The following is a 20,856-nucleotide window of genomic DNA, read 5'->3' on the forward strand; positions in this document are numbered from 1 at the left end:
ATACAATCAATACTTTCTATTCGTTAAATAATTCCCAATATTAATCCAATCTTGCTCAAGAAAATCGCGGTTGGAAGGTCTATAAAACACAGAGGCAGGGTGGTAGGTAGGAATAATCATATAGCTTTCATCCGACCATTCAAATTCAATAGAATCTAGTGATTTTAAGTGACGTACTGGTCGATGAAGCAGTTCTCCATGTAACTTGGAAACCTTTGCCTCTTTTCCTAACAAACGCTGTAAACCTACATTCCCTAACGTAACAATAATATTAGGGACAATATTTTTTAGTTCATAATCTAATATGGGTGCATGTGCCACTATTTCTAATTGGGTTGGTGGGCGATTATACTTTTTTTGTATTAACTCACCATTACGAGTCTTCTTATCTCTCCATACATATGGCCGGCTACGAACTGCACTAGTCATATATACGTCTTCTCTGGTCAATCCAATACTTTCTAATGACTTGTTGAGTTCGTCACCTGCTCTACCGATAAATGGAACTCCTTTTATAGCCTCATTCTCTCCAGGAGCTTCGCCTATAAGTAAGATACTTGGTTTTTTAGGTCCCTTCCCTTTAACAAACCCTTCTACAGGAAAACCCTCTATCCGATTGATCCCAAGTTTAATAAGCTCCTGTGGTATTTCAAACATATACCCCACTCCTTTAGAAAAAACCTTTCCAACGAGGAAAGGTTTCTACTCTGTATACTTTTTAAAAACTCTGTTTCTGTATTCATACCACAATGCTACGATGACAAACCAAGAATACCCAATCATCCACCCAGCTAAAACATCTGAAGCATAATGCCTATGTTCCGCAATCCGTGAAAGTCCAACCATTATGGTAGCAAATATAGCGACTAACCAGATTAGAACTCGTTTCGGTTTACTCGACTGATGCTCTGTTAAAAAGTAGGCAATGGTAAATAAATATAAAAGGCCCACCATGGCATGTCCAGATGGAAAGCTAAAGGTCTCCAGCTGTTGTGGAATATCTGGTCGTTCTCTTTCCACCCACTTTTTAAGCATTTGATTCAGAACATTTCCAAACCCTACAGAGAGTAAAACAAAAAGCATTCCTCGATAATTTTTTGAGCGTAACCAAAGATAAATAACTAATAACAGCGTGACAAATATAATAAATTTAGTGTCCCCGAAATTATGAAAAAATCCTATAATATTATTATCTCCAAATATTTGGGACATTTGATTATCAAACTGTGCTATTTCTTTTGAATTGAAATATACGAACAGTGCTGCAAAACCTAATAATGTTACCAGACTAAGTGGATAAAACCATTTCTTCAAAAAATCCCTCCTATCCCATAACAAAATTATAAGCTAGTAATATATGGATGTACAATGAATACCTACCCTTTAAGCAGAATCTGTTTATAGTCTTCGAAAGACCTGCGGGCAGAATTCTGGCTAATTATTAACCGAGTTATTCTGATGGAGATTATGAGAAGTTGGAAAATCAGGCGGGATGATTGAGCCCGATAAGACATCAAATGGCACGTTAGAGATGATACCGGCTTATCGATCCTCATAAACGTATAAAAAAAGAACTACTCTACTCGTTTACACGAATAGAGTAGTTCTGGTTACTATGAATTATTTTAATTCATCTAAGATTTCTTGTAATTTTGCTGTTTCAGTTGTTACACCGTTGCTTGAGAAGTACCAGTTCGTACCATCTAAGTATACGATTTTGCCTTCTTTATAAGCACGAGTTTGTTTAATAATATCATTTTCGATATCCGCTTTAATCGTTTCTACATCCGAAACTGTGCGGTCAATTACTAATAATACTTCTGGATCTACTGAAAGTATTGACTCATAAGAAAAGTCTGATCCGTGTGAAGATGCTTCAATATCAGTTGTTGCTGGTTTGAAACCGAAATCATTGTACACATATGCAAAACGTGATTCTGCACTGTTATCAAAGCCAGACATTTTTTTGTCATTATACATAGCAACTAATGCATTTTCATAGCCAGTTGCTTTTTCTTTCACTTCATCTACTTTTTCTTGTAATGCAGCTTTTAGCTCTTCACCTTTTTCCACTTTATCAAACATATTAGCCGCTAAGTCTACTGTTTCATAGACTGCATCAATATAGTTAGAGTTATCTGAACCGATAAATACTACATTTGGTGTAATTTCTTTTAACTCTTCATAGAAGGCTGTTTGACGACCAGAGATAAAAATGATATCTGGATCTGCAGCTGCAACTGCTTCGAAGTTAATAGATTTTAAAGTACCAACATCAGCAATATCATCACTTGGTGCATACTTTTCTTTCAAGTGTTCTGGAATATTCCCTTGACCACCGTTAGCTGCTACACCTACGATACCTTCAACACCTAAAGCATCAAGAGTATCTAAGAAACCGTAGTCTAAAGAGATAATGCGCTTAGGCTCTTCTTCTAATGTAATATCTTCAAAAGTAACTGAAGCACCTTCTTCTGTTTCACGAGCAGTACTTAAAGAAGATACCGTCATCGGATATGCCGACTCTTCTGCTACATCTTTTTCTGTATCACTTGCTTCGTTTGTTTCAGTTGCCTTTGGTGTTTCTGTTTCTTCTGATCCACATGCAGCTAACATTAATGCTAATGCAGCAGCAGTAATTATATTCCATTTCTTCATTCTAAATTTCTCCTCCTAATAAATGCTCTTTCAAGTTTTGAGTGATAATGAAAATCATTCTCAATCAACTACCTCAAATTCTAATTTAGTTTGCTTCAATTGTCAAATACTATCTTGAAAATTAATTGTGTGAATTAAAATAGACGCAAATTCTACATCCATCTTGCACTTGAACAGGAATGTGCATATCATACACTTCACGTAAAGATTCTGAGTTGATAATCTCTTCCGTAGGACCATCTTTTACTAGACGTCCATTTTTTAATGCAACAATTCGGTCTGAATAGACAGAGGCAAAGTTAATATCATGCAATACGATTACAACTGTTTTACCTAGCTCATCCACCAATTTACGCAAAATTTTCATAATTTGTACAGAATGCTTCATATCGAGATTGTTTAAGGGTTCATCAAGCAAAATATATTCAGTATCTTGCGCAATAACCATCGAAATAAATGCACGCTGTTTTTGACCACCTGAAAGCTCATCTAAAAACATATCTTGCATATCTGTTAAGTTCATATAATCTAACGCTTGGTCAACGAATTTGTGATCTTCTGCGTTTAACCGGCCTTTTGAATACGGATAACGCCCAAAAGCTACAAGTTCCCTAACAGTTAAACGAATATTAAAATGATTTGCTTGCTTCAAAATTGCAACACGTTTTGCAAATGCATCAGACTTCATTTTCTTTACGTTTGATTGATCTAACAATACTTCTCCTGTATCCGCATCTAACAATCGACTTACCATTGATAATAGCGTTGATTTACCCGCACCATTAGGTCCAATAAAGGACGTAATGGCTTTCGAGTGAATTTTTAGAGTGACGTCTTCGACAACAGTTTTTTTCCCAAAGCTTTTAGAAAGCCTTTTAATCTCAATCATGCCGCTTTCCTACTTTCCTTTAGTAATAAGTATATAAAGTAAAGACCACCGATAAAGTTAATAATGACACTAATCGTTGTTGTTAAATTAAATACATGTAGCACTAAAAATTGTCCGCCGACTAATGCAATAATGCTTATTAAGCTTGCACCTATTATTAAGACTGAATGTTTGTATGTAGCAAAATATTGATATGCCAAGTTAGAAACTATTAAACCTAAAAACGTAATTGGTCCTACTAAGGCTGTGGATACAGCTATTAAAATCGAAGATAAAATCAAAATACGTAATACCATTTTGTCATAGTCAACGCCTAAGTTCATAGCATTGTCACGCCCTAAAGCCATAACATCCAACTTATGTAATATGCGTGAACCATAAAGAAATGCTAAAACTAAAATACCTGCGGATAAAAATAGCAACTCTGTTTTTACGTTCATAAAGCTCGCAAACAATCGAGCTTGTAAACTTTCATATTCTACAGGATCAATTATTACCTGCATAAAGGTACCTAAGCTTCCAAGTAGCGTACCGAGAACCATCCCTGCTAATAGTAATAAAAAAATTGGATACTTATCTGCACGGAATAAGAAACGGTATAATATTAAAGCAAATAAAACCATCGCTATAATGGATACTCCAAAGTTTAAGTAGCGACTTACAACAAAAATCGAAGTCGATCCTAACGCAAAGTAAATAATCGTTTGAACTATCTCATACATAGAGTCAATACCCATAACCGATGGAGTTAATAGTCGATTGTTCGTTACGGTTTGGAACGCTATAGAAGCAAAAGCGATCGCTGTTCCTGTAATGACCATCGCAAACATTCGTTCTAAACGTTTCGGAAATGCATAACTAAACCCACCTTGGATATTATAAAATGCAAATAACAGCATACAAATAATTGCAATAACTGCTAATATAATTAGCTTCGTACTATTTTTGCGCATATGCTTTCCCCCTAAACAACATAATTAAGAAGATCACACTACCGATTACTGCAACGGTTGTGTTAACGGGAATTTCATATGGATGTACGATTAAGCGGCTAATAATATCACAGAACAATAAAAATGCTGCACCCATAAAAATAGTATGGGGTATCGTTTTACGCAAATTATCCCCTAAATACAGAGAAACAAGGTTTGGCACTATTAATCCCAAGAACGGAATTACACCAACAGTTAAAATAACTGTTGTCGTAATAATAGCCACAATTATTAAACCAATATTCAACACTGTTCGATAACTTAAACCTAGATTTTTAGCAAAATCCTCACCCATACCTGCAACAGTAAACTTATTGGCATATATATAAGCAATAATGATCGCTGGTACAGCTACATATAGAAGCTCATAGCGCCCAGATACAACTAACGTGAAGCTTCCTTGGAAAAACGCATCTACATTTTGTAAAATGTTTGCTTCGTATGCTAAGAAAGTGGATAGTGCTCCAATAACATTTCCGTACATAATCCCGATAAGTGGAACAAACACGGCATCTTTGAACTTAATACGCTCAAGTAGTTGCATAAAGATAAATGTACCAATTAAAGCAAAAGCGAAACTAAAAAGGATTTGCCCAATATAAGATAAACCTGTAAAGAATATCATTGATATGATAATCCCTAATTTTGCTGCATCTAATGTACCAGCCGTTGTTGGCGACACAAATTTATTTCGACTTAAACTTTGCATGATTAAACCTGCAATACCCATCCCTGCGCCAGCTAAAATTATAGCTAATAATCTTGGTAAACGACTTATTAAGAAAATCTGTGTCTCTAACGATTCCCAATTAAGCAAATGACTCGGTTTTATGTCAATCGCACCAATAAATAGCGAAATAACTGACAGGATGATCACTGTAACTATCAACATCCACAGTCTCATTTTAAACCCCATATTTCTTTTATTCTCAGACGATAGTGAAATTTCTTCCACACTGAGTAAACATTTATTTATTGTACATAGAAGATATTTTTATAATAAACAGCATTGAAAATCATTATCAATTACCATCAATTTAATTATAGCATCCTGACTATTTAAGTCAATGTCTAAATGAAAACGCTTGTCATTTAGATATAGGAATGAGTGACTATTCCCCTATATTAATCCCACCCTATCCTACTTTGGTTTAATTAAAAAAACTGTTTCAATTGTCGAATTTCATAACAATTGAAACAGCCTATTAGCTAAAACCTATTCTATTATTTAATTAAATTGATGTAGCGCTATCGATAATCTCTTGAGGAACGACAATCTCCTCTATTTCATTGAACTTAGAGAAGTCTGTTTTAGCATCCATTTTTAGATTAATCGTTTCTCCTTCCATCGTCATATCCATATCTATCACTGTATCTAATTTGGTCGTTTGATACGATTCTTTATCAATATGGACTACGTAGTCAACCGAGTTAATCGTAAAGTCTAAGTTAATATTTTCACCTGCAGTTAAATTTTGAAGTGCTTCATCTACCTGGTCTTTCACAAGGGCAGTAAACTCTTCACCACTGCCTTTCAGTGTTAGAATATAGGTGTCATCGTCTTGTTCAAATTCTACTTGTTCTAAATATTCCTGTAAGGGTTGCAGTTGAGTAGCTGGATCTGTTTGGTTTGCAGAACTCATGATTTGGTCTACCATTTCCTGAGGGAACTTCATCCATTGTGCAGTTGTGCCTTCATACACATACATTGCATCTTCTGTAATATAAGTCTCCACCTCAGTTTCTTGAGACTCTCCACCTTCACCCATACCCATCATTGTCGTTGTGCCCTTTTGGTGCATTTGCATTGGTTCCAGTATATATTCCATATCTAGCGCTGACTTAATGTCCAAAGTCATTTCTTCACTAGGCATTGTCATCGTCTGATTCATATCTATCGTGCCTTTAACGCTTTTTAACTCTTCAGAAACTTTCATTGACTTGTCATATACTTCTTGTAAAGTAAGTTTACTAGTTTCTGTTACCTCTTTTTCTTGTACGGGTGTTGCAGTTTCGTTACAAGCAGCTAAGCCTAATGTTAAGGTTGCTATAGATAATAGAGCTGTCCATTTCTTCATAAAAATAATCATCCCTTCTCAGTAAGATACTTACTTTACGGGATGATTACTTATAAAGTTTCACTATTTTGAATTTTACTTAACGCCACGCATATATTTTTGGATTAATGGAGTCATTATATAGAGTAATAAACCAATTACTAAAGCTACTACACCTATAACACCGAAGTATATAATTTCGTTTTCTGGTGAGTAAAATTTAACAACTTGGGCATTGATAGCCTGAGCTGACGCGTTCGTCATAAACCATAAACTCATCGTTTGTGCTGCGAATGCTCCCGGTGCAAGTTTCGTGGTCGCAGATAATCCTACTGGTGATAATAATAACTCACCTAATACTACAAGGAAGAAACTCAGTACTAGCCAGAAAGGACTAACTAGAGAGTCAGTACCGTTGAAGTAAGCTGGAATAATCATGACGATGAAGGACATCCCCGCAAAGAACAAACCAAATGAGAATTTCTTAGGTGTAGATGGTTGTCTGTCTCCCAGTTTTACCCACATCCACGCAAACACTGGTGCAAGGGCAATGATGAACAATGGATTTAAAGATTGGAACCAGGCAGGTGAAATCTCAACAGATCCAATCATTAAGTCTACTCGTTCATCTGCATACTGTGCTAAAATGTTGGACCCTTGTTCTTGAATTGCCCAGAACATCATAGCTGCAACAAATAATGGGATGTATGCAAGTAAGCGAGACTTTTCATCCTCTGTTGTTTTACTGCTTCTATACATAACGATAAAGTACAAGGTAGGAATAACAATACCTAAAATAGAAACTGTCATGATAAAACTATCAATTGTTAAAATACCTTGTTGAATCAATATGAATCCAACAATTAAAATAATGACTAATGCAATACCAATTCTAGTTAGAACTTTTTTACGTTCATCTTTTGCCATTGGATTTGGCACATATGTACCTGCTAACCCTAAATATTTCTTTTTAGTTACTAAAAATACGACTAAACCAATTGCCATACCGACCGCAGCAAGACCAAATCCTAAATGGAAGTTATACTCAAGACCAATTGTTCCAACGATTAAAGGTGCGATAAACGCTCCCATATTAATCCCCATGTAGAAAATGCTAAAACCTGAATCACGACGAGTATCTTCTTTAGAATACAGATCCCCGATAATACTTGAAATATTTGGTTTCAACAAGCCTGTCCCAATGATGATTAATGCCATCGAGGCAAACAAAGTAGTTAAACCACCAGGGAATGCCAAGACGATATGACCGAACATGATGAGAACCCCACCATAGAATACCGTTTTCGTCGTACCGAATAGGCGGTCAGCTATCCAACCTCCAATAATTCCAGACATATAAACTAGTGAACCATACACAGCCATAATGGAGTTAGCAGTAGAACGTTCTAGTCCCAATCCTCCCTGCGTTACTTCGTAATACATATAGTAGATTAGTATTGCGCGCATTCCATAGTAAGAAAAACGCTCCCAAAACTCCGTGAAAAACAATGATAGTAATGCTTTCGGATGACCAAAAAATCCCTTCTGAGGGACGGATTTAACTATCTCTTCTTTTGTTGCCATTTTTTTACCTCTTTTCTAATTTTGAAAACATTAGGAATACACTCTATCGCCATATTAATGGATTACATGAAAAGTAACCTAATGCCCATAAAACTAACAAGACACATATTATAAACTGCCCTTTTGCAATTGTCAAAAAACCTTTTATATTTCAACTAGGAAGATTTCTACTAAAAAACAGCGTAATATCAACGTTCTAATATAAAATACAGAGCAAATTTTGACTGAAATTGGAATTTTATTTATTCTATCGAATTTAATTATTTCGACTTTTGAAATTGTTGGTTATAATAGTCGTTATGACAGAAGGAAGGAGCTAAGAAAATGCTCAAGAAGTTTTTTTCATATTACAAACCGCATAAACGACTATTTATCATTGACTTCAGTAGTGCTGTATTTGTCGCAATTTTAGAGCTCGCATATCCAGTTGCAGTTCAATGGTTTATCGATGACTTGTTACCTACTGGGGATTGGAGCATGATAACAAAAATCAGTATCCTACTATTGGTAGTATTTATCCTCAGCACTTTTCTACAGTATGTCGTAAGTTATTTTGGCCATAAACTCGGCATTAATATAGAGACCGATATGAGACAGCAATTATTCACCCACGTTCAACGCCAATCATTCCGGTTCTTTGATAATACGAAGACAGGTCATATTATGAGTCGAATTACAAATGATTTATTTGATATTGGTGAACTTGCCCATCATGGTCCGGAGGATTTGTTCATCGCTATTATGACATTAATCGGTGCTTTTACGATTATGTACAATATTAATCCGGAACTTGCGATCATCGCTATTGTCATGGTGCCGATCTTATCCGTCGTGGCAACGTACGGTAACATTATGATGAATAGAGCATGGAAAAACATGTACGGAAAAATTGCAGATGTAAATGCACGAGTGGAAGACAGTGTTTCTGGTGTTCGTGTTGTTCAATCATTTACCAATGAAACTTTTGAAATTGCCCGTTTCAAAGAAGATAATGGACAATTCCGTTTAGCTAAGCTGGTGGCCTATAAAGTGATGGCCGGTACACATTCTAGTATTTATATGTTAACTCGTCTCGTAACATTGGTCGTACTTGTTGTCGGAGCTTGGTTTACATATAAAGGAGCTCTTACCACCGGAGAACTTGTAAGTTTTGTACTATATGTCAATGTGTTGATAAAACCAGTTGATAAAATAACAGCACTACTTGAGCTATATCCTAAAGGAATGGCTGGATTCAAACGCTTCCTGGAGCTAGTTGAACAGGATCCTGAAATTCAAGACTCTCCGAACGCACTAACTGTTCAGCATTTAAAAGGAGATATAAATTTCGAGCAAGTTGGTTTCCGATACGATGAACATAAACCTGTATTAGATAATATTAACTTGTCTATTAAAGCAGGAGAAACTATCGCATTCGTAGGTCCATCTGGAGCAGGGAAAACTACTATTTGTTCCCTAATCCCAAGGTTTTACGATGTTCAAGAAGGAGCGATTTCCGTAGATGGATTGAACATCCAAGATATTACGATGAAATCATTGCGTTCTCAAATTGGTATTGTTCAACAGGATGTATTTTTGTTCACGGGATCTATTCGTGAGAATATTGCCTATGGTAAACAAGATGCAAGTGAGGAAGAAATTCGAGACGCTGCCAAAAAGGCACATTTAGAAGATATGATTGCTTCTCTACCAGAAGGTTATGATACACAAATCGGGGAGCGTGGACTTAAGTTATCAGGTGGACAAAAACAACGCCTTGCGATAGCTCGTATGTTCTTAAAAAACCCACCAATTCTAATTCTGGATGAAGCTACATCAGCTCTTGATACGGAAACAGAGCGGTTTATCCAGAAGTCTTTAATGGAGCTAGCCGAAAATAGGACTACCCTTATCATTGCACATAGATTGGCAACTATCCGTGATGCCGACCGTGTCCTTGTTGTAACAGAAAAAGGAATCGAAGAAGATGGTTCCTACAGTGATTTAGTAGCACAGGACGGAATATTTGCTAGATTGCATAACATACAGTTCCAAGAGGTTTAATATTAAGGAAACCAAAAAAGTTGTCTCCCAGTAGAATATCTACCGGCGAGACAACTTTTTAATTTGTTCTATTAGTTCTTGCGACTTTGCTGTGATTTTTGGTTACTTTCCGGTGATTCTTGACTACATTGCGATGATCCTTCGTTACTTTGGGGTGTTTCTCTACAACATTGCAGCTATCTATTGGACAAATAAAAATTCTTGAAAACGATCATAATCTGATTTTTTCATTTCTACTTGTACAACGGTACCCTCTTCCTCATACGAAGTAGTGGAGACTGACGCATGCTCATTTAAGTAAGATACAATATCTCCACGGTCAAACGGGATTAGTAAGGAACAACTAACATAATTAGAGAAAATATGTTTTCTAATAATCTCTATCAGCTCATTCAACCCTGCTCCCTCTTTCGCAGAAATCCAAATATTATCACCTGCGATATGTGGGTATTTCATATCTGCTAAATCAGATTTGTTGTAAACAAATACAGTAGGTACATCTTCAACACCAACAGCATGAAGTGTGTCGTTCGTTACGTCCATCATGAAGCGATGCTCTGCGTTCGATACATCCACAACGTGTAGAAGTAAATCTGCATCACGTGCTTCTTCCAATGTTGAACGGAAGGCTTTTACTAAATGATGGGGAAGCTTACTAACAAAACCTACCGTGTCTGTTAATAAAAATTCCTTTTGGTCCGGAAGTTTAATCTGTCTGACGGAAGTTTCTAGAGTTGCAAAAAGCATGTCTTTTTCAAATACTTGCTTCGATTCCATTTGTCCGACTTTGTTTAACAATTGGTTCATAATTGTAGATTTACCAGCATTCGTATAACCTACTAAAGATACAACGGGAATTGCATTTTTCTTACGTTGCTTGCGCTGCGTTTCACGTTGATCTTTTGCATGCTCGAGGTCTCGTTTGAGTTTGGCAATCTGATCTTCAATTTTACGTCTATCCAGCTCTAGCTTTGTTTCCCCAGCACCACGGTTTTTAAATCCACCGCCAGTTCCCCCACCTTGTCGGCCTAGAGATGCTCTAAGTCCCACAAGACGTGGAAGCATATATTGAAGTTGCGCTAAATCTACTTGCATTTGAGCCTCGTTAGACTTTGCACGTCGAGCAAAGATATCAAGAATTAGCATAGTACGGTCAATAACTTTACAGTCCAAGTCACGTTCTAAGTTCCTAATTTGTGATGGGGAAAGCTCATCATTGAAGATAACTAGATTAGCTCCGGCTTCTTCATATAGGCTTCTAATCTCCTCTACCTTACCGGTCCCCACATAATGAGATGAGGTAACTCGTTCAAGATTTTGCGTTACTTCCCCAACTACCTCCACATCTAATGCCCCTGCTAAATTGTGCAGTTCTTCCAATCCGTATTCAAAATGCTCATCTTTTTGTAATTTTACAGCTACGAGTATTGCCTTTTCTATTATTTCATCCATATAATTTCTCCTTTTAAAGAAAGCGATAAGTTGCTTGTTCATATGTGATTTCTTTATGTAGATTAGAACCATCAATATCAATGCTTGCAAGTCGCTCTTTTGTTTCGATTTTACTTTGTTTAAATATTAATCGTGTATTTTCTAAAAGTAATGTTTGTTCATCATACTCGATTAGTTGAAAATAATTTTTCCACTTATTCATTACTTCCCTTGGATCTCGAACGTGAAACTCACAAGCAGTAATAGATAACTTCAGATTACTGGCATTTATTGTTCCATCCTCTTGCAGTGAGTGATATCTAGCCTCATCGCTCTCCTCCCATTCTATAAAGAACGGAAAAGGCAAAGCATTACTAACTTCCTCGTGGATAAATAACATTTTCCATTTACGTATTAATCCACTAGTTGTCTTCCTCTCAGCATGTAGAACTCCCGAAGTTTTTATACCCTGGTCCATTAGCTGGTTACTAAGATGAGCTATATTAGTAGTGCGGATACAGATTGTATTGAATCCTGCTCCACTTGTTTTCAAGTCATGAAGCATAAGATTTATAAGAGGATGATCAGCGTTGTTCGCAACTTCCTGCCGTTCTACGGAAAGCCACTCAATATAGCTGGTTTTCGTATAAAGAAGTGCGTTGTATGTTCCCCATTGAGTATGTTGACCACCCACTACTGTATGAACTTCATTTTCCATCCAATCTTTCGCTACCTCTAGCGGTTCTTTTGTAACGCTATGAACGATATGATCCAAATACATCGTAGCACCTCCTTTCAATAATTCCCATGCCATCAGTATATCAATAAATATGAAGAGCATCGATCGGAAAACTGATGCTTCTCAATTACTAAGATCACACCTTAATAACCTGTGTTTCGACAACCATGTCATAAAGTGATTTTTTACGCTTACTAAATAGAGCGGTAAGGATATAAGCAAGCATAAGCCCATAGATAATTCCACCAATTGCATAGTAGCTAATTGGAACTTCTGCATCTCCAAGGTAAATCAGGCGATACACAAGATAATGTGAAAGTTCCCAAGGGAGAAATTTCACAATGGTTCTAAAAACAGACTGGAGTATCGAAAGGTTTTGATTATGTTTATTGACTACTTTAATTCCCATATATCTCTTGCCTACGGACTGTTTCCCTAGCACTGAATCACTAATAATAAAATAGAGTGAAACCGGCAATGTTACCATTAGAAATCCTGTGAACTGCGCAACTACAAGTGAGTTAATAAACAAACTCTGTACAGATGGAAATACAAATATATTGAAGACAGCAAGCACACTCAAGTAGGAAAATATAAGCAAGTAATCCAGCATAAACGCTTTGAATCGCATTATGAAAGTTGCATTCACATTCACTTAAAGTTACTCCTCGTAATGGATTTGTTTTCTTACCTTTCTATTCACATGAAATTTGTCGATTTCCCAGGAAATAATACGAATTATACTTTGGCCTTCTCTTTAGACATTTCACGAAGGAGAAACTTTTGAATTTTGCCTGAAGCTGTCATTGGATATGACTCTATGAATTCAATATACTTTGGTATTTTATGATATGAAATTTTCCCTTTACAGTATTCTTTTAATTCATCAGAAGTTATCTGTTCGCCGCTTTTTAGAATAACCCATGCCATAAGCTCTTCTCCGTATTTAGGATCAGGTACTCCAACTACTTGAACGTCTTGGACCTTAGGGTGCTGATATAAAAATTCTTCTACTTCTTTTGGATAGATATTTTCTCCACCACGGATTACCATGTCTTTAATACGTCCCGTTATATCTATATACCCTTCCTCATCCACCACTGCGATATCACCTGTGTGAAGCCAACCATTAGGGTCAATTGCCGTCTTAGTTGCTTGTTCGTTTTTATAGTATCCTTTCATCACTAAATAACCTCGGGTACAAAGCTCACCAGGGACTCCAGTTGGTGTATCTTCCCCTGTAAGTGGATCTATAATCTTCACTTCAACCGCAGGATGAGGCTTCCCGACAGATGACACTCGCTTCTCAATAGGATCATCCGTCTTCGTTTGTGTAATGACCGGAGAGGATTCTGTTTGTCCATAAGCTATTGTTATTTCACTTGCACCCATATCGGTGATCACTTTTTTCATCACTTCAATTGGACAAATAGAGCCTGCCATAATACCTGTTCGCAGTGTAGACAATTTAAACTGCTTAAAATCTGGATGGTTCAATTCTGCGATGAACATTGTTGGTACCCCGTGCAATGCTGTACATTTTTCGTCCTGAACTATTTGAAGTACTTTACCTGGATTAAATTGCTCGATAATGACCATGGTAGTTCCATGTGTTACAGATGCGATTGTTCCCATTACACACCCAAAGCAGTGGAAAAAAGGTACCGGAATACAAAGACGATCTTTTTCTGTTAAATATATATAGTCGCCTACGAGTTGTCCGTTATTTACTACATTTTTGTGCGAAAGCATTACACCTTTTGGAAAACCAGTCGTTCCAGAAGTATATTGAATATTAATCACTTCTTCATTATGAAGTGATTTCAATGCGTTCTCCAACGTGTCGTCCGACACCTTATCTGCATGTGATAATAGCTCCGCCCATGAATACATACCTTTATACTCATTGTCAGTCATTACTATGACTCTTTTAAAATGGGGGAACTTTTCTGAGAGAATATTGCCTTTTTCTGAATGAATAATTTCCGGGCAAATTGCACGGACAATATCTAAATAGGAAGTTCCTTTAAAAGATTCGCATAATATGAGCGTCGTAGCATCTGATTGTTGCAACAAGTATTCTAGTTCTTTCTCTTGATAATTTGTATTCACTGTTACGAGTACGGCACCCATTTTTCCTGTTGCGAATTGGCTGAGTAACCACTCTCTCTTATTGTCAGACCAAATGGCCACATGCTCCCCTTTTTGAATGCCCATACCGATAAAGGCTTTTGCAAGCTCATCCGTTTCTTTGTCAAACTCCTTATACGTCTTTCGAATGCCATGCTCTGGATACACATACGCTTCTGTATCTGGAAATTTCCTGGCTGCTTCTTTCACAATTTCCCCAACTGTTTTTTCATTTAACAAACCAATCACCCCTTGATTGTTTATTTAAACTCTATTTTATCACAAAATTCTGATGAAATAGACTTTTCCTTTTCCGATTGACAGTTTGTTGAAACCTGGTAAAATCCTAATTACTTTAGTGATTGAAAGCGTTGAATCGCCAAAGTGTTAAAATTAGTTTAGGAGGATATTTTATGTTTCGAATTTCATCTACAATTACGCCTCCTTTTCGAGAGGCATTATTTCTAATCTTGTTAATAGTTTCTTTGATGGTAGTTTGTATTATAAAATTTGATGCTGTACCACATCTACCAATTTTATTTGCCATTCTACTTTTAATTGGTTATGGGCTATTAAAAAGGGTTCCATTCGAGTCATTGGAAGAAGGACTAATAGAAGGTTCTAAAACGGGACTCGGCGCTGTTTTCATCTTTTTCTTTATAGGAATTTTAATAAGTAGCTGGATGATTGGCGGTACTATTCCGACGCTTATTTATATAGGATTTCAATTGATTTCACCTCATTTTTTCTTTGCAATAGTCTTTTTAGTAACATGCGTTATCGGTCTTGCTATTGGCAGTTCATTAACAACCGTTGCCACAGTAGGTGTTGCTTTTGTTGGTATAGCAAGTGCTATGGATATTTCATTGGCTATTACTGCTGGGGCCATCGTTTCAGGAGCCTTTTTCGGAGATAAGATGTCTCCATTATCAGATACCACAAATCTAGCGTCAGCTATAGTTCGCGTTGATCTGTTTGAACATATACGTAATATGGGCTGGACGACAATCCCAGCATTTTTTATAGCGATAATTGGATATGCATTACTTTCGCCTAACAAAGAAATTCAACAATTAGAGCAAATAACTACACTGAAAGAAGGTCTACTTCAAACTGGTATGGTCCATTGGTATTCATTACTTCCATTAGTTTTGCTCATTGTACTTTCTGCCAAAAAAGTGCCTGCTATGTTAGCACTTGCTCTCACTTCAGCAAGCGCAATAGCTGTAGCTTATTTCCATCAGTTTTTCACAGCAAGTGAAGTATTACACATCCTATTTAGCGGCTATACATCTCAAACTGGTTTAGAAGCGGTTGACTCCTTATTATCTAGAGGTGGAATGACTAGCATGATGTTTACTATCTCCTTAGTCTTACTGGCTTTGAGTATGGGGGGGCTTTTATTTACTTTAGGAATAGTGCAAAGTTTACTACGGAAAATAGAAAGTCTACTAACGAGTGTAGGAAAGGTCATTTCAGCTGCAGCTTTCACAGCTATAGGAGTGAATGTACTTATCGGGGAGCAATACTTGTCTATTTTATTGACAGGCGAAACCTTTCAAGCCCATTTCCAAAAAGTTGGGTTAGCAAACAAAAACCTTGCTCGTGTGATGGAGGATGCGGGGACTGTAGTAAATCCACTAGTCCCTTGGAGTGTATGTGGAATCTTCATAACAGACGTACTATCTGTTTCAACAATTGATTACTTGCCATTTGCCTTCTTCTGTTTACTTTGTCCGGTGCTCACCATTTTGTTTGGACTGACTGGCAAAACACTTACTTATAATAAATGAAGTCGATGTGATACACTATTTCCAAGTATATTACGAAAAAGTAGGCGATTTTATGGAATTTCAAGAAATGAAAGAATACATGCTTGAGCAAATAGTCACGAAGCAACTAGTCACGGCAACTATTAGTCAACCACGCGCAAAGTCTAATGAAGTGAAACGTGTAAAATTGAAACCAATCGAGATAAAGAATACGTATCATATCCAATTAGAATACCAGTACGAAAGAATATTAAAGCATGAGAATATTGCTTTAGATGCTTTTTCAGAGACATTAGATGGACTCTTAGAACAGTTCCGTCAGTTTCATATAGATTTCAGAGAAGAAAAAGTACAGGCTCAGCTTTCCAAGAAAAACAAAGTTATGTGGAAATCAGAAAAAGCCACTGTCTCTAAAGCTGTAGACCTCTCTCATAACCGTAAAAAGAATTATTTATTGGATGCGAATACACCATACCCTTTTCTTATACGCTTAGGTGTCCAAACAGCAGATGGAAAAGTCAAAAAGCAAAAGTACGATAAATTTAAACAAATAAATCGTTTTATCGAATTTATCGATGACACCCTTGCCTATTTACCAAAGGATAAGGCCGTTAGAATTCTCGATTTTGGTTCAGGTAAATCTTATTTGACATTCGCACTGTATCATTACTTGAAAATCGAAAAAGGACTTGATATTCGAGTTACTGGTCTTGATTTGAAAAAAGAAGTAATTGAAGAATGTGCTCAAATAGCCAATGATTTAGGATACGAGCAGTTAGAGTTTCTAGTAGGAGATATAAATGACTATAATGACGAAACTGCGGTAGATATGGTTGTGACGCTTCACGCCTGCGATGTGGCAACTGATATGGCACTTGCAAGAGCAGTTAAATGGGGTGCTAGTGTTATATTAAGTGTACCTTGCTGTCAGCACGAATTAAATACACAGTTAGAAGCACCTGGTCTAGATATAATGTTAAAACATGGTTTGATAAAAGAACGTTTCGCTGCTTTAGCGACGGACTCCATTCGAGCAGAGATTTTAAATATGGTCGGGTACGAAGCACAATTAGTAGAATTTATCGATATGGAAAACACCCCTAAAAACATATTGATACGTGCCTATAAAACAGGAAAAAAACCTACCACAGAACAAATGGCAAGTTATCAGCAATTTAAGCAGCTACTTAATGCAAAACCATTTTTGGAGAATGAATTGAAAGATTATCTGAATTGAAAAGATTGAAATACTATGCCGCCGGAGGATCTTATGATGAAAGAACCAACAATTAAAAAAGTGGCTTATGGTTTTGCTATGGCCATCGCAATTATTATTGTGCATTTTATTGATGCCCGCGTTTATGCAATGCCTCCAATATTCGCTTTGTTTTTGGCAATTTTCGTTACCTATCTGGGGATTGTATTAATAAATAAATCAGATAAACTAAATAAACCGATCTCTAGAACTAAATATAATTTAATAAATGCAGTCGTTGTGTTTATACTGTTTATCGCTTATTTTACGATTTCCGTATAAAAAAGAGTGAGCAAGGAATGTCTTAAGACACTTCTTGCTCACTCTTTTCTTTATAACTCCTGACGTAATGCTTGAATCACGTCTATTTTTGTTGCTTTGCGAGCTGGTCTCCAACCAGAAATCATTGCGACTCCGATACTCATAGCTGATGCAAGAAGCACTAACTGCCAAGGGATTAACGAGAACGTGATAGATAAATCTGAGAACTCATCCTCTCCTAGAGCAGCGCCAACAACCAGCGGGAGTAACCAGTTAGCTAGGAAGCTCACTGCGTAGGAAATAACGATCGCTAGTAGAGTTCCGATTATCCCAATCCACGCACTTTCCATCAGGAACAATCGTTGAATTAGCTTAGGACTAGCTCCGATTGCTTTCATCACGCCAATCTCACGAGTTCGTTCAGTTACGGCCATTGTCATTGTGTTGAAAATACCTATAGATGATATAAGAATTGCAATAGTCCCAACAAAGATTAGTCCAATTTTAAAAGCCATAAAAAATACATCGATCTGTTCTAATTGCTCTGATACAGAAAAGACGTTATAGCCCATATCCTTTAAATCTTTTGTAACTGATTTCACATGCTCTAAACTAGATGTATAAATTTTGGTGTTTGTATAAATTTCAGGAACTTGTTCTCCATTTGCTTCATAAGCTGCTGTTAATTTCGGTAACCATGATTCATCCATTAGAATGCTTGAATCTACTATCCAATCTTTTGCTGGATTTTCCATCACTCCTACTACTGTAAAATCCCACTGTTCTGGAAATGCACTCTCCGATTCATACGGTTGTAAGGATAGAGAAACTTCTTTACCTATAATCGACTTTTCATATCCCTTAGGAAGATCCGCTTCCTCTACTCCCTCTTCTACTTTTATACGTTCTGCATCTGTCCACAAGTTCTGAGCAAAGTGATACCCTACTATTATCTCCGATTCATTTTTGGGCAATCGTCCTTCTGATAATTTAAGGTTTGATTGTTCTTCCTCTTTCATGTCAGTTAAGCGCAAGTCTCCTGACATCATTCGATCCTCAAAATGGAAGCTTGTCATTGTATCCATGCTAGTTCTTTGGACGATTGCTCCAATAAATGGTACAGCTTTGATTTCTTTAAGGTTCAATTCTTCATTTTCACTCGGGAAAACTTCTACCTGCGTGATGGCTTGATCTTGAAGTATTTCCTTGCGCATCGTATCTTGAATACCAAATCCAATAGAAGCTAATACGATTAAAAATGCACAACCCATCGTTGCGGCAAGAATAGTCATAAATACACGTAATTTATTTTTCTTAATATGTTGGCGAACAAAATCGACCTGATCTTTAAATAACATTACTGTAAATCCCCCTTCACTAATTCCCCGTCGCGCATTTTAAATGTTCGATGGGCAATACTAGCAACTTCCTCATCGTGTGTAATCATCACAAACGTTACACCAAGCGTTTGATTTAAATTTTGTATTAGCAATAATATATCTTGCTCCGTTTCAGAATCTAAACTCCCCGTTGGTTCATCTGCAAATAATATCGGTGGATTCGTTATTAATGCTCGAGCAATACTCACACGCTGCTGCTGTCCCCCCGACAATTCATTTGGATAATGGTCTCCAACCTCTGTCAAACCTACCTTGTCCATCATTTGTTTAACACTCGTTTTTCTTTGCTTAGCGGATATGCCCTTTAGTTTTAGTGGTAGTTCTACATTTTCAAAAGCTGTTAATCCAGGCATCAGTTGAAAATTTTGAAAGATGAAGCCGAAGTTATTTAATCGGAATGCTGCTCTTTCTGTTTCATTTAAATTAGCTGTTTCCTGTCCATTTACTGTTATGGAGCCTTGTTCAGGGCTCATAAACCCTGCTATCGTATGAAGCAAAGTTGACTTACCCGAGCCGCTTTTCCCTACAATTGCCACGATTTCTCCCTTTTCCACTTCGAAGGATAAGCCTTTTAAGACCGGTACTTTCTTTTCCTTTCCTTTTTTCCCTATTAGGAATGTATGATTCACTTGCTTCACTTTTATCATCTTTTTACCTCCCGTTTCACTACTCATTTCATTGTATCCTTCATTTCTTAACATTTTAGAAGGATAAAAATGAAGAAATTCTTAAGATAGTCTGAAATGCGGAGGGGGCCCTGGTAGCCCTGAATAGCTCTGGAAGGGCTGGCGCCCGGAACGGGACACTGTCAAAAACAAAAAAGTGCACAAAGTTTTCACTTCGTACACTCTTATCCCTTTATTACATTTTAATAGCAACTTTCTTTGTAAGCTGGCGAATAACCCATAGAACTATAATTATAATTGCCACCACACCTATTATGGATATTGGTAAACCAAAGTCATACGAGGAAAGCCTTTCTGGTACTGTTAGCCCTAATCCTATACTTAATAATGCATTTTCTATAAAGACTAAGACAATGGAAATACCGATAAACACTAGACCAATCACCACACCAAAACCGTAAAAGGCACTTCCTATTAACCAACCTAGCAGATAAAACGTTAAGAGGTTTAAAATAACGATGAATATTGCTAACAACCAGTTACTTTGTGGATCGACATATGGAGCTATAATAATGGATTGAATAACCTCAACGATTAACCCATCATCTTCCATGTTGACTCTTTCACCAAAAGTAGTCGTAAAAATTGATGACATATTAAACATTTTTAAGATGAATAATTCAATTACTGCCACTATACTCGTAATCACTGGAAGTGCAATAGAAAGTCCAACAGAAGCAAGTGCTGCTCCCTTAAAGTAATCTTTTCTCGTTACTCCATTACTGACATAGTGAGGTAAAAATCCATACGATGAGATAATGCCGACCACTAGCATAAATATATTTGCAGCTACAAATGTAGAGACAAAGTAGATTTCTATGTCATTGTTGCTATTTATAGCCATTACTATTTTTATTAGATGAATAACGAACATTATTCCTAAAAATCCAAATGCCCAAAATAATTGAACCCAAAACAAATCTGTTGCTACTTTCGGAAAAATGCTTGCTTTTTTCAAT

General features: G+C 36.7%; 19 protein-coding genes. 4 read left to right on the plus strand and 15 right to left on the minus strand.

Annotation, left to right across the window (positions count from 1 at the left end; translation table 11 throughout):
• Window positions 1-6 precede the first annotated feature (6 nt).
• The 8 genes from MHI47_RS17510 to MHI47_RS17545 all read right to left on the minus strand — a co-directional run bounded on the left by MHI47_RS17510 (window position 7) and on the right by MHI47_RS17545 (window position 8,180).
• Window positions 7-657 (minus strand): uracil-DNA glycosylase, encoded by a 651-nt coding sequence (locus MHI47_RS17510; protein ID WP_340763731.1) that lies wholly within the window; start codon window positions 655-657, stop codon window positions 7-9.
• 45 nt (window positions 658-702) lie between these two features.
• Complete coding sequence (locus tag MHI47_RS17515; protein WP_340770613.1) at window positions 703-1,314, minus strand: phosphatase PAP2 family protein; 612 nt, start codon at window positions 1,312-1,314, stop codon at window positions 703-705.
• A gap of 306 nt (window positions 1,315-1,620) precedes the next feature.
• Window positions 1,621-2,658 carry a siderophore ABC transporter substrate-binding protein gene (locus MHI47_RS17520; protein ID WP_340831687.1) on the minus strand — a complete coding sequence of 346 codons (1,038 nt, stop codon included), beginning with the start codon at window positions 2,656-2,658 and terminating at the stop codon, window positions 1,621-1,623.
• 121 nt (window positions 2,659-2,779) lie between these two features.
• Window positions 2,780-3,547, minus strand: a complete 768-nt coding sequence (locus MHI47_RS17525; protein WP_093537505.1) for an iron ABC transporter ATP-binding protein — start codon at window positions 3,545-3,547, stop codon at window positions 2,780-2,782.
• On the minus strand, window positions 3,544-4,500 hold the full coding sequence (locus MHI47_RS17530; protein WP_093537504.1) for an iron chelate uptake ABC transporter family permease subunit: 957 nt from the start codon (window positions 4,498-4,500) through the stop codon (window positions 3,544-3,546). The genes MHI47_RS17525 and MHI47_RS17530 overlap by 4 nt, the downstream gene beginning before the upstream one ends.
• A complete protein-coding gene (locus MHI47_RS17535) occupies window positions 4,487-5,443 on the minus strand; it encodes an ABC transporter permease (RefSeq protein WP_093537503.1) in 957 nt (318 codons plus the stop codon). The genes MHI47_RS17530 and MHI47_RS17535 overlap by 14 nt, the downstream gene beginning before the upstream one ends.
• Window positions 5,444-5,771: 328 nt before the next feature.
• Entirely contained in the window at window positions 5,772-6,617 is an 846-nt protein-coding gene (locus MHI47_RS17540; protein WP_340831689.1) for a DUF6612 family protein, read from the minus strand.
• A gap of 75 nt (window positions 6,618-6,692) precedes the next feature.
• Complete coding sequence (locus MHI47_RS17545; RefSeq protein ID WP_340763742.1) at window positions 6,693-8,180, minus strand: peptide MFS transporter; 1,488 nt, start codon at window positions 8,178-8,180, stop codon at window positions 6,693-6,695.
• Between the two features lie 324 nt (window positions 8,181-8,504).
• Here MHI47_RS17545 and MHI47_RS17550 point away from each other — a divergent pair, with 324 nt between their 5' ends.
• Complete coding sequence (locus tag MHI47_RS17550) at window positions 8,505-10,223, plus strand: ABC transporter ATP-binding protein (protein ID WP_340831691.1); 1,719 nt, start codon at window positions 8,505-8,507, stop codon at window positions 10,221-10,223.
• A gap of 180 nt (window positions 10,224-10,403) precedes the next feature.
• Here MHI47_RS17550 and hflX read toward each other — a convergent pair whose 3' ends face one another.
• From hflX to MHI47_RS17570, 4 genes are all read right to left on the minus strand, one after another.
• Complete coding sequence (gene hflX / locus MHI47_RS17555) at window positions 10,404-11,675, minus strand: GTPase HflX (RefSeq protein WP_093537499.1); 1,272 nt, start codon at window positions 11,673-11,675, stop codon at window positions 10,404-10,406.
• Window positions 11,676-11,688: 13 nt separating this feature from the next.
• The gene (locus MHI47_RS17560; protein WP_340763749.1) at window positions 11,689-12,435 is read right to left on the minus strand and encodes a VOC family protein; all 747 of its coding nucleotides are present in this window, start codon (window positions 12,433-12,435) and stop codon (window positions 11,689-11,691) included.
• A gap of 94 nt (window positions 12,436-12,529) precedes the next feature.
• The gene (locus tag MHI47_RS17565; RefSeq protein ID WP_340831693.1) at window positions 12,530-13,048 is read right to left on the minus strand and encodes an RDD family protein; all 519 of its coding nucleotides are present in this window, start codon (window positions 13,046-13,048) and stop codon (window positions 12,530-12,532) included.
• An 83-nt stretch (window positions 13,049-13,131) separates the two neighbouring features.
• On the minus strand, window positions 13,132-14,763 hold the full coding sequence (locus tag MHI47_RS17570; protein WP_445678301.1) for an AMP-binding protein: 1,632 nt from the start codon (window positions 14,761-14,763) through the stop codon (window positions 13,132-13,134).
• A gap of 173 nt (window positions 14,764-14,936) precedes the next feature.
• On the opposite strand from MHI47_RS17570, the gene nhaC reads away from it, so the two are divergent.
• From nhaC to MHI47_RS17585, 3 genes are read left to right on the plus strand one after another with little or no spacing between them, the layout of a single operon-like run.
• On the plus strand, window positions 14,937-16,316 hold the full coding sequence (gene nhaC, locus MHI47_RS17575; protein ID WP_340763753.1) for a Na+/H+ antiporter NhaC: 1,380 nt from the start codon (window positions 14,937-14,939) through the stop codon (window positions 16,314-16,316).
• 52 nt (window positions 16,317-16,368) lie between these two features.
• Window positions 16,369-17,532: a class I SAM-dependent methyltransferase gene (locus MHI47_RS17580; RefSeq protein WP_340763755.1), complete on the plus strand. Its 1,164-nt coding sequence runs from the start codon at window positions 16,369-16,371 to the stop codon at window positions 17,530-17,532.
• Window positions 17,533-17,565: 33 nt separating this feature from the next.
• The gene (locus MHI47_RS17585) at window positions 17,566-17,832 is read left to right on the plus strand and encodes a hypothetical protein (protein WP_340763757.1); all 267 of its coding nucleotides are present in this window, start codon (window positions 17,566-17,568) and stop codon (window positions 17,830-17,832) included.
• 50 nt (window positions 17,833-17,882) lie between these two features.
• On the opposite strand, the gene MHI47_RS17590 is transcribed toward MHI47_RS17585, so the two are convergent.
• The 3 genes from MHI47_RS17590 to MHI47_RS17600 all read right to left on the minus strand — a co-directional run bounded on the left by MHI47_RS17590 (window position 17,883) and on the right by MHI47_RS17600 (window position 20,855).
• On the minus strand, window positions 17,883-19,169 hold the full coding sequence (locus tag MHI47_RS17590; protein WP_340763759.1) for an ABC transporter permease: 1,287 nt from the start codon (window positions 19,167-19,169) through the stop codon (window positions 17,883-17,885).
• The gene (locus tag MHI47_RS17595) at window positions 19,169-19,858 is read right to left on the minus strand and encodes an ABC transporter ATP-binding protein (RefSeq protein ID WP_340770624.1); all 690 of its coding nucleotides are present in this window, start codon (window positions 19,856-19,858) and stop codon (window positions 19,169-19,171) included. Before MHI47_RS17595 ends, MHI47_RS17590 begins: the two co-directional genes overlap by 1 nt.
• 214 nt (window positions 19,859-20,072) lie before the next feature.
• Complete coding sequence (locus tag MHI47_RS17600; protein WP_340831695.1) at window positions 20,073-20,855, minus strand: hypothetical protein; 783 nt, start codon at window positions 20,853-20,855, stop codon at window positions 20,073-20,075.
• Window position 20,856 lies beyond the last annotated feature (1 nt).

Source organism: Psychrobacillus sp. FSL H8-0487 (assembly GCF_038008385.1).
Classification (GTDB): domain Bacteria; phylum Bacillota; class Bacilli; order Bacillales_A; family Planococcaceae; genus Psychrobacillus; species Psychrobacillus psychrotolerans.

Bases quoted from the DNA above. Each gene is read 5' to 3' on its own strand.
- MHI47_RS17525 (WP_093537505.1), bottom strand. From the start codon at position 3,547: ATGATTGAGATTAAAAGGCTTTCTAAAAGCTTTGGGAAAAAAACTGTT.
- hflX (WP_093537499.1), bottom strand. From the start codon at position 11,675: ATGGATGAAATAATAGAAAAGGCAATACTCGTAGCTGTAAAATTACAA.
- MHI47_RS17590 (WP_340763759.1), bottom strand. From the start codon at position 19,169: ATGTTATTTAAAGATCAGGTCGATTTTGTTCGCCAACATATTAAGAAA.
- nhaC (WP_340763753.1), top strand. From the start codon at position 14,937: ATGTTTCGAATTTCATCTACAATTACGCCTCCTTTTCGAGAGGCATTA.
- MHI47_RS17560 (WP_340763749.1), bottom strand. From the start codon at position 12,435: ATGTATTTGGATCATATCGTTCATAGCGTTACAAAAGAACCGCTAGAG.
- MHI47_RS17530 (WP_093537504.1), bottom strand. From the start codon at position 4,500: ATGCGCAAAAATAGTACGAAGCTAATTATATTAGCAGTTATTGCAATT.
- MHI47_RS17540 (WP_340831689.1), bottom strand. From the start codon at position 6,617: ATGAAGAAATGGACAGCTCTATTATCTATAGCAACCTTAACATTAGGC.
- MHI47_RS17595 (WP_340770624.1), bottom strand. From the start codon at position 19,858: ATGATAAAAGTGAAGCAAGTGAATCATACATTCCTAATAGGGAAAAAA.
- MHI47_RS17545 (WP_340763742.1), bottom strand. From the start codon at position 8,180: ATGGCAACAAAAGAAGAGATAGTTAAATCCGTCCCTCAGAAGGGATTT.
- MHI47_RS17585 (WP_340763757.1), top strand. From the start codon at position 17,566: ATGATGAAAGAACCAACAATTAAAAAAGTGGCTTATGGTTTTGCTATG.
- MHI47_RS17510 (WP_340763731.1), bottom strand. From the start codon at position 657: ATGTTTGAAATACCACAGGAGCTTATTAAACTTGGGATCAATCGGATA.
- MHI47_RS17550 (WP_340831691.1), top strand. From the start codon at position 8,505: ATGCTCAAGAAGTTTTTTTCATATTACAAACCGCATAAACGACTATTT.
- MHI47_RS17535 (WP_093537503.1), bottom strand. From the start codon at position 5,443: ATGAGACTGTGGATGTTGATAGTTACAGTGATCATCCTGTCAGTTATT.
- MHI47_RS17520 (WP_340831687.1), bottom strand. From the start codon at position 2,658: ATGAAGAAATGGAATATAATTACTGCTGCTGCATTAGCATTAATGTTA.
- MHI47_RS17580 (WP_340763755.1), top strand. From the start codon at position 16,369: ATGGAATTTCAAGAAATGAAAGAATACATGCTTGAGCAAATAGTCACG.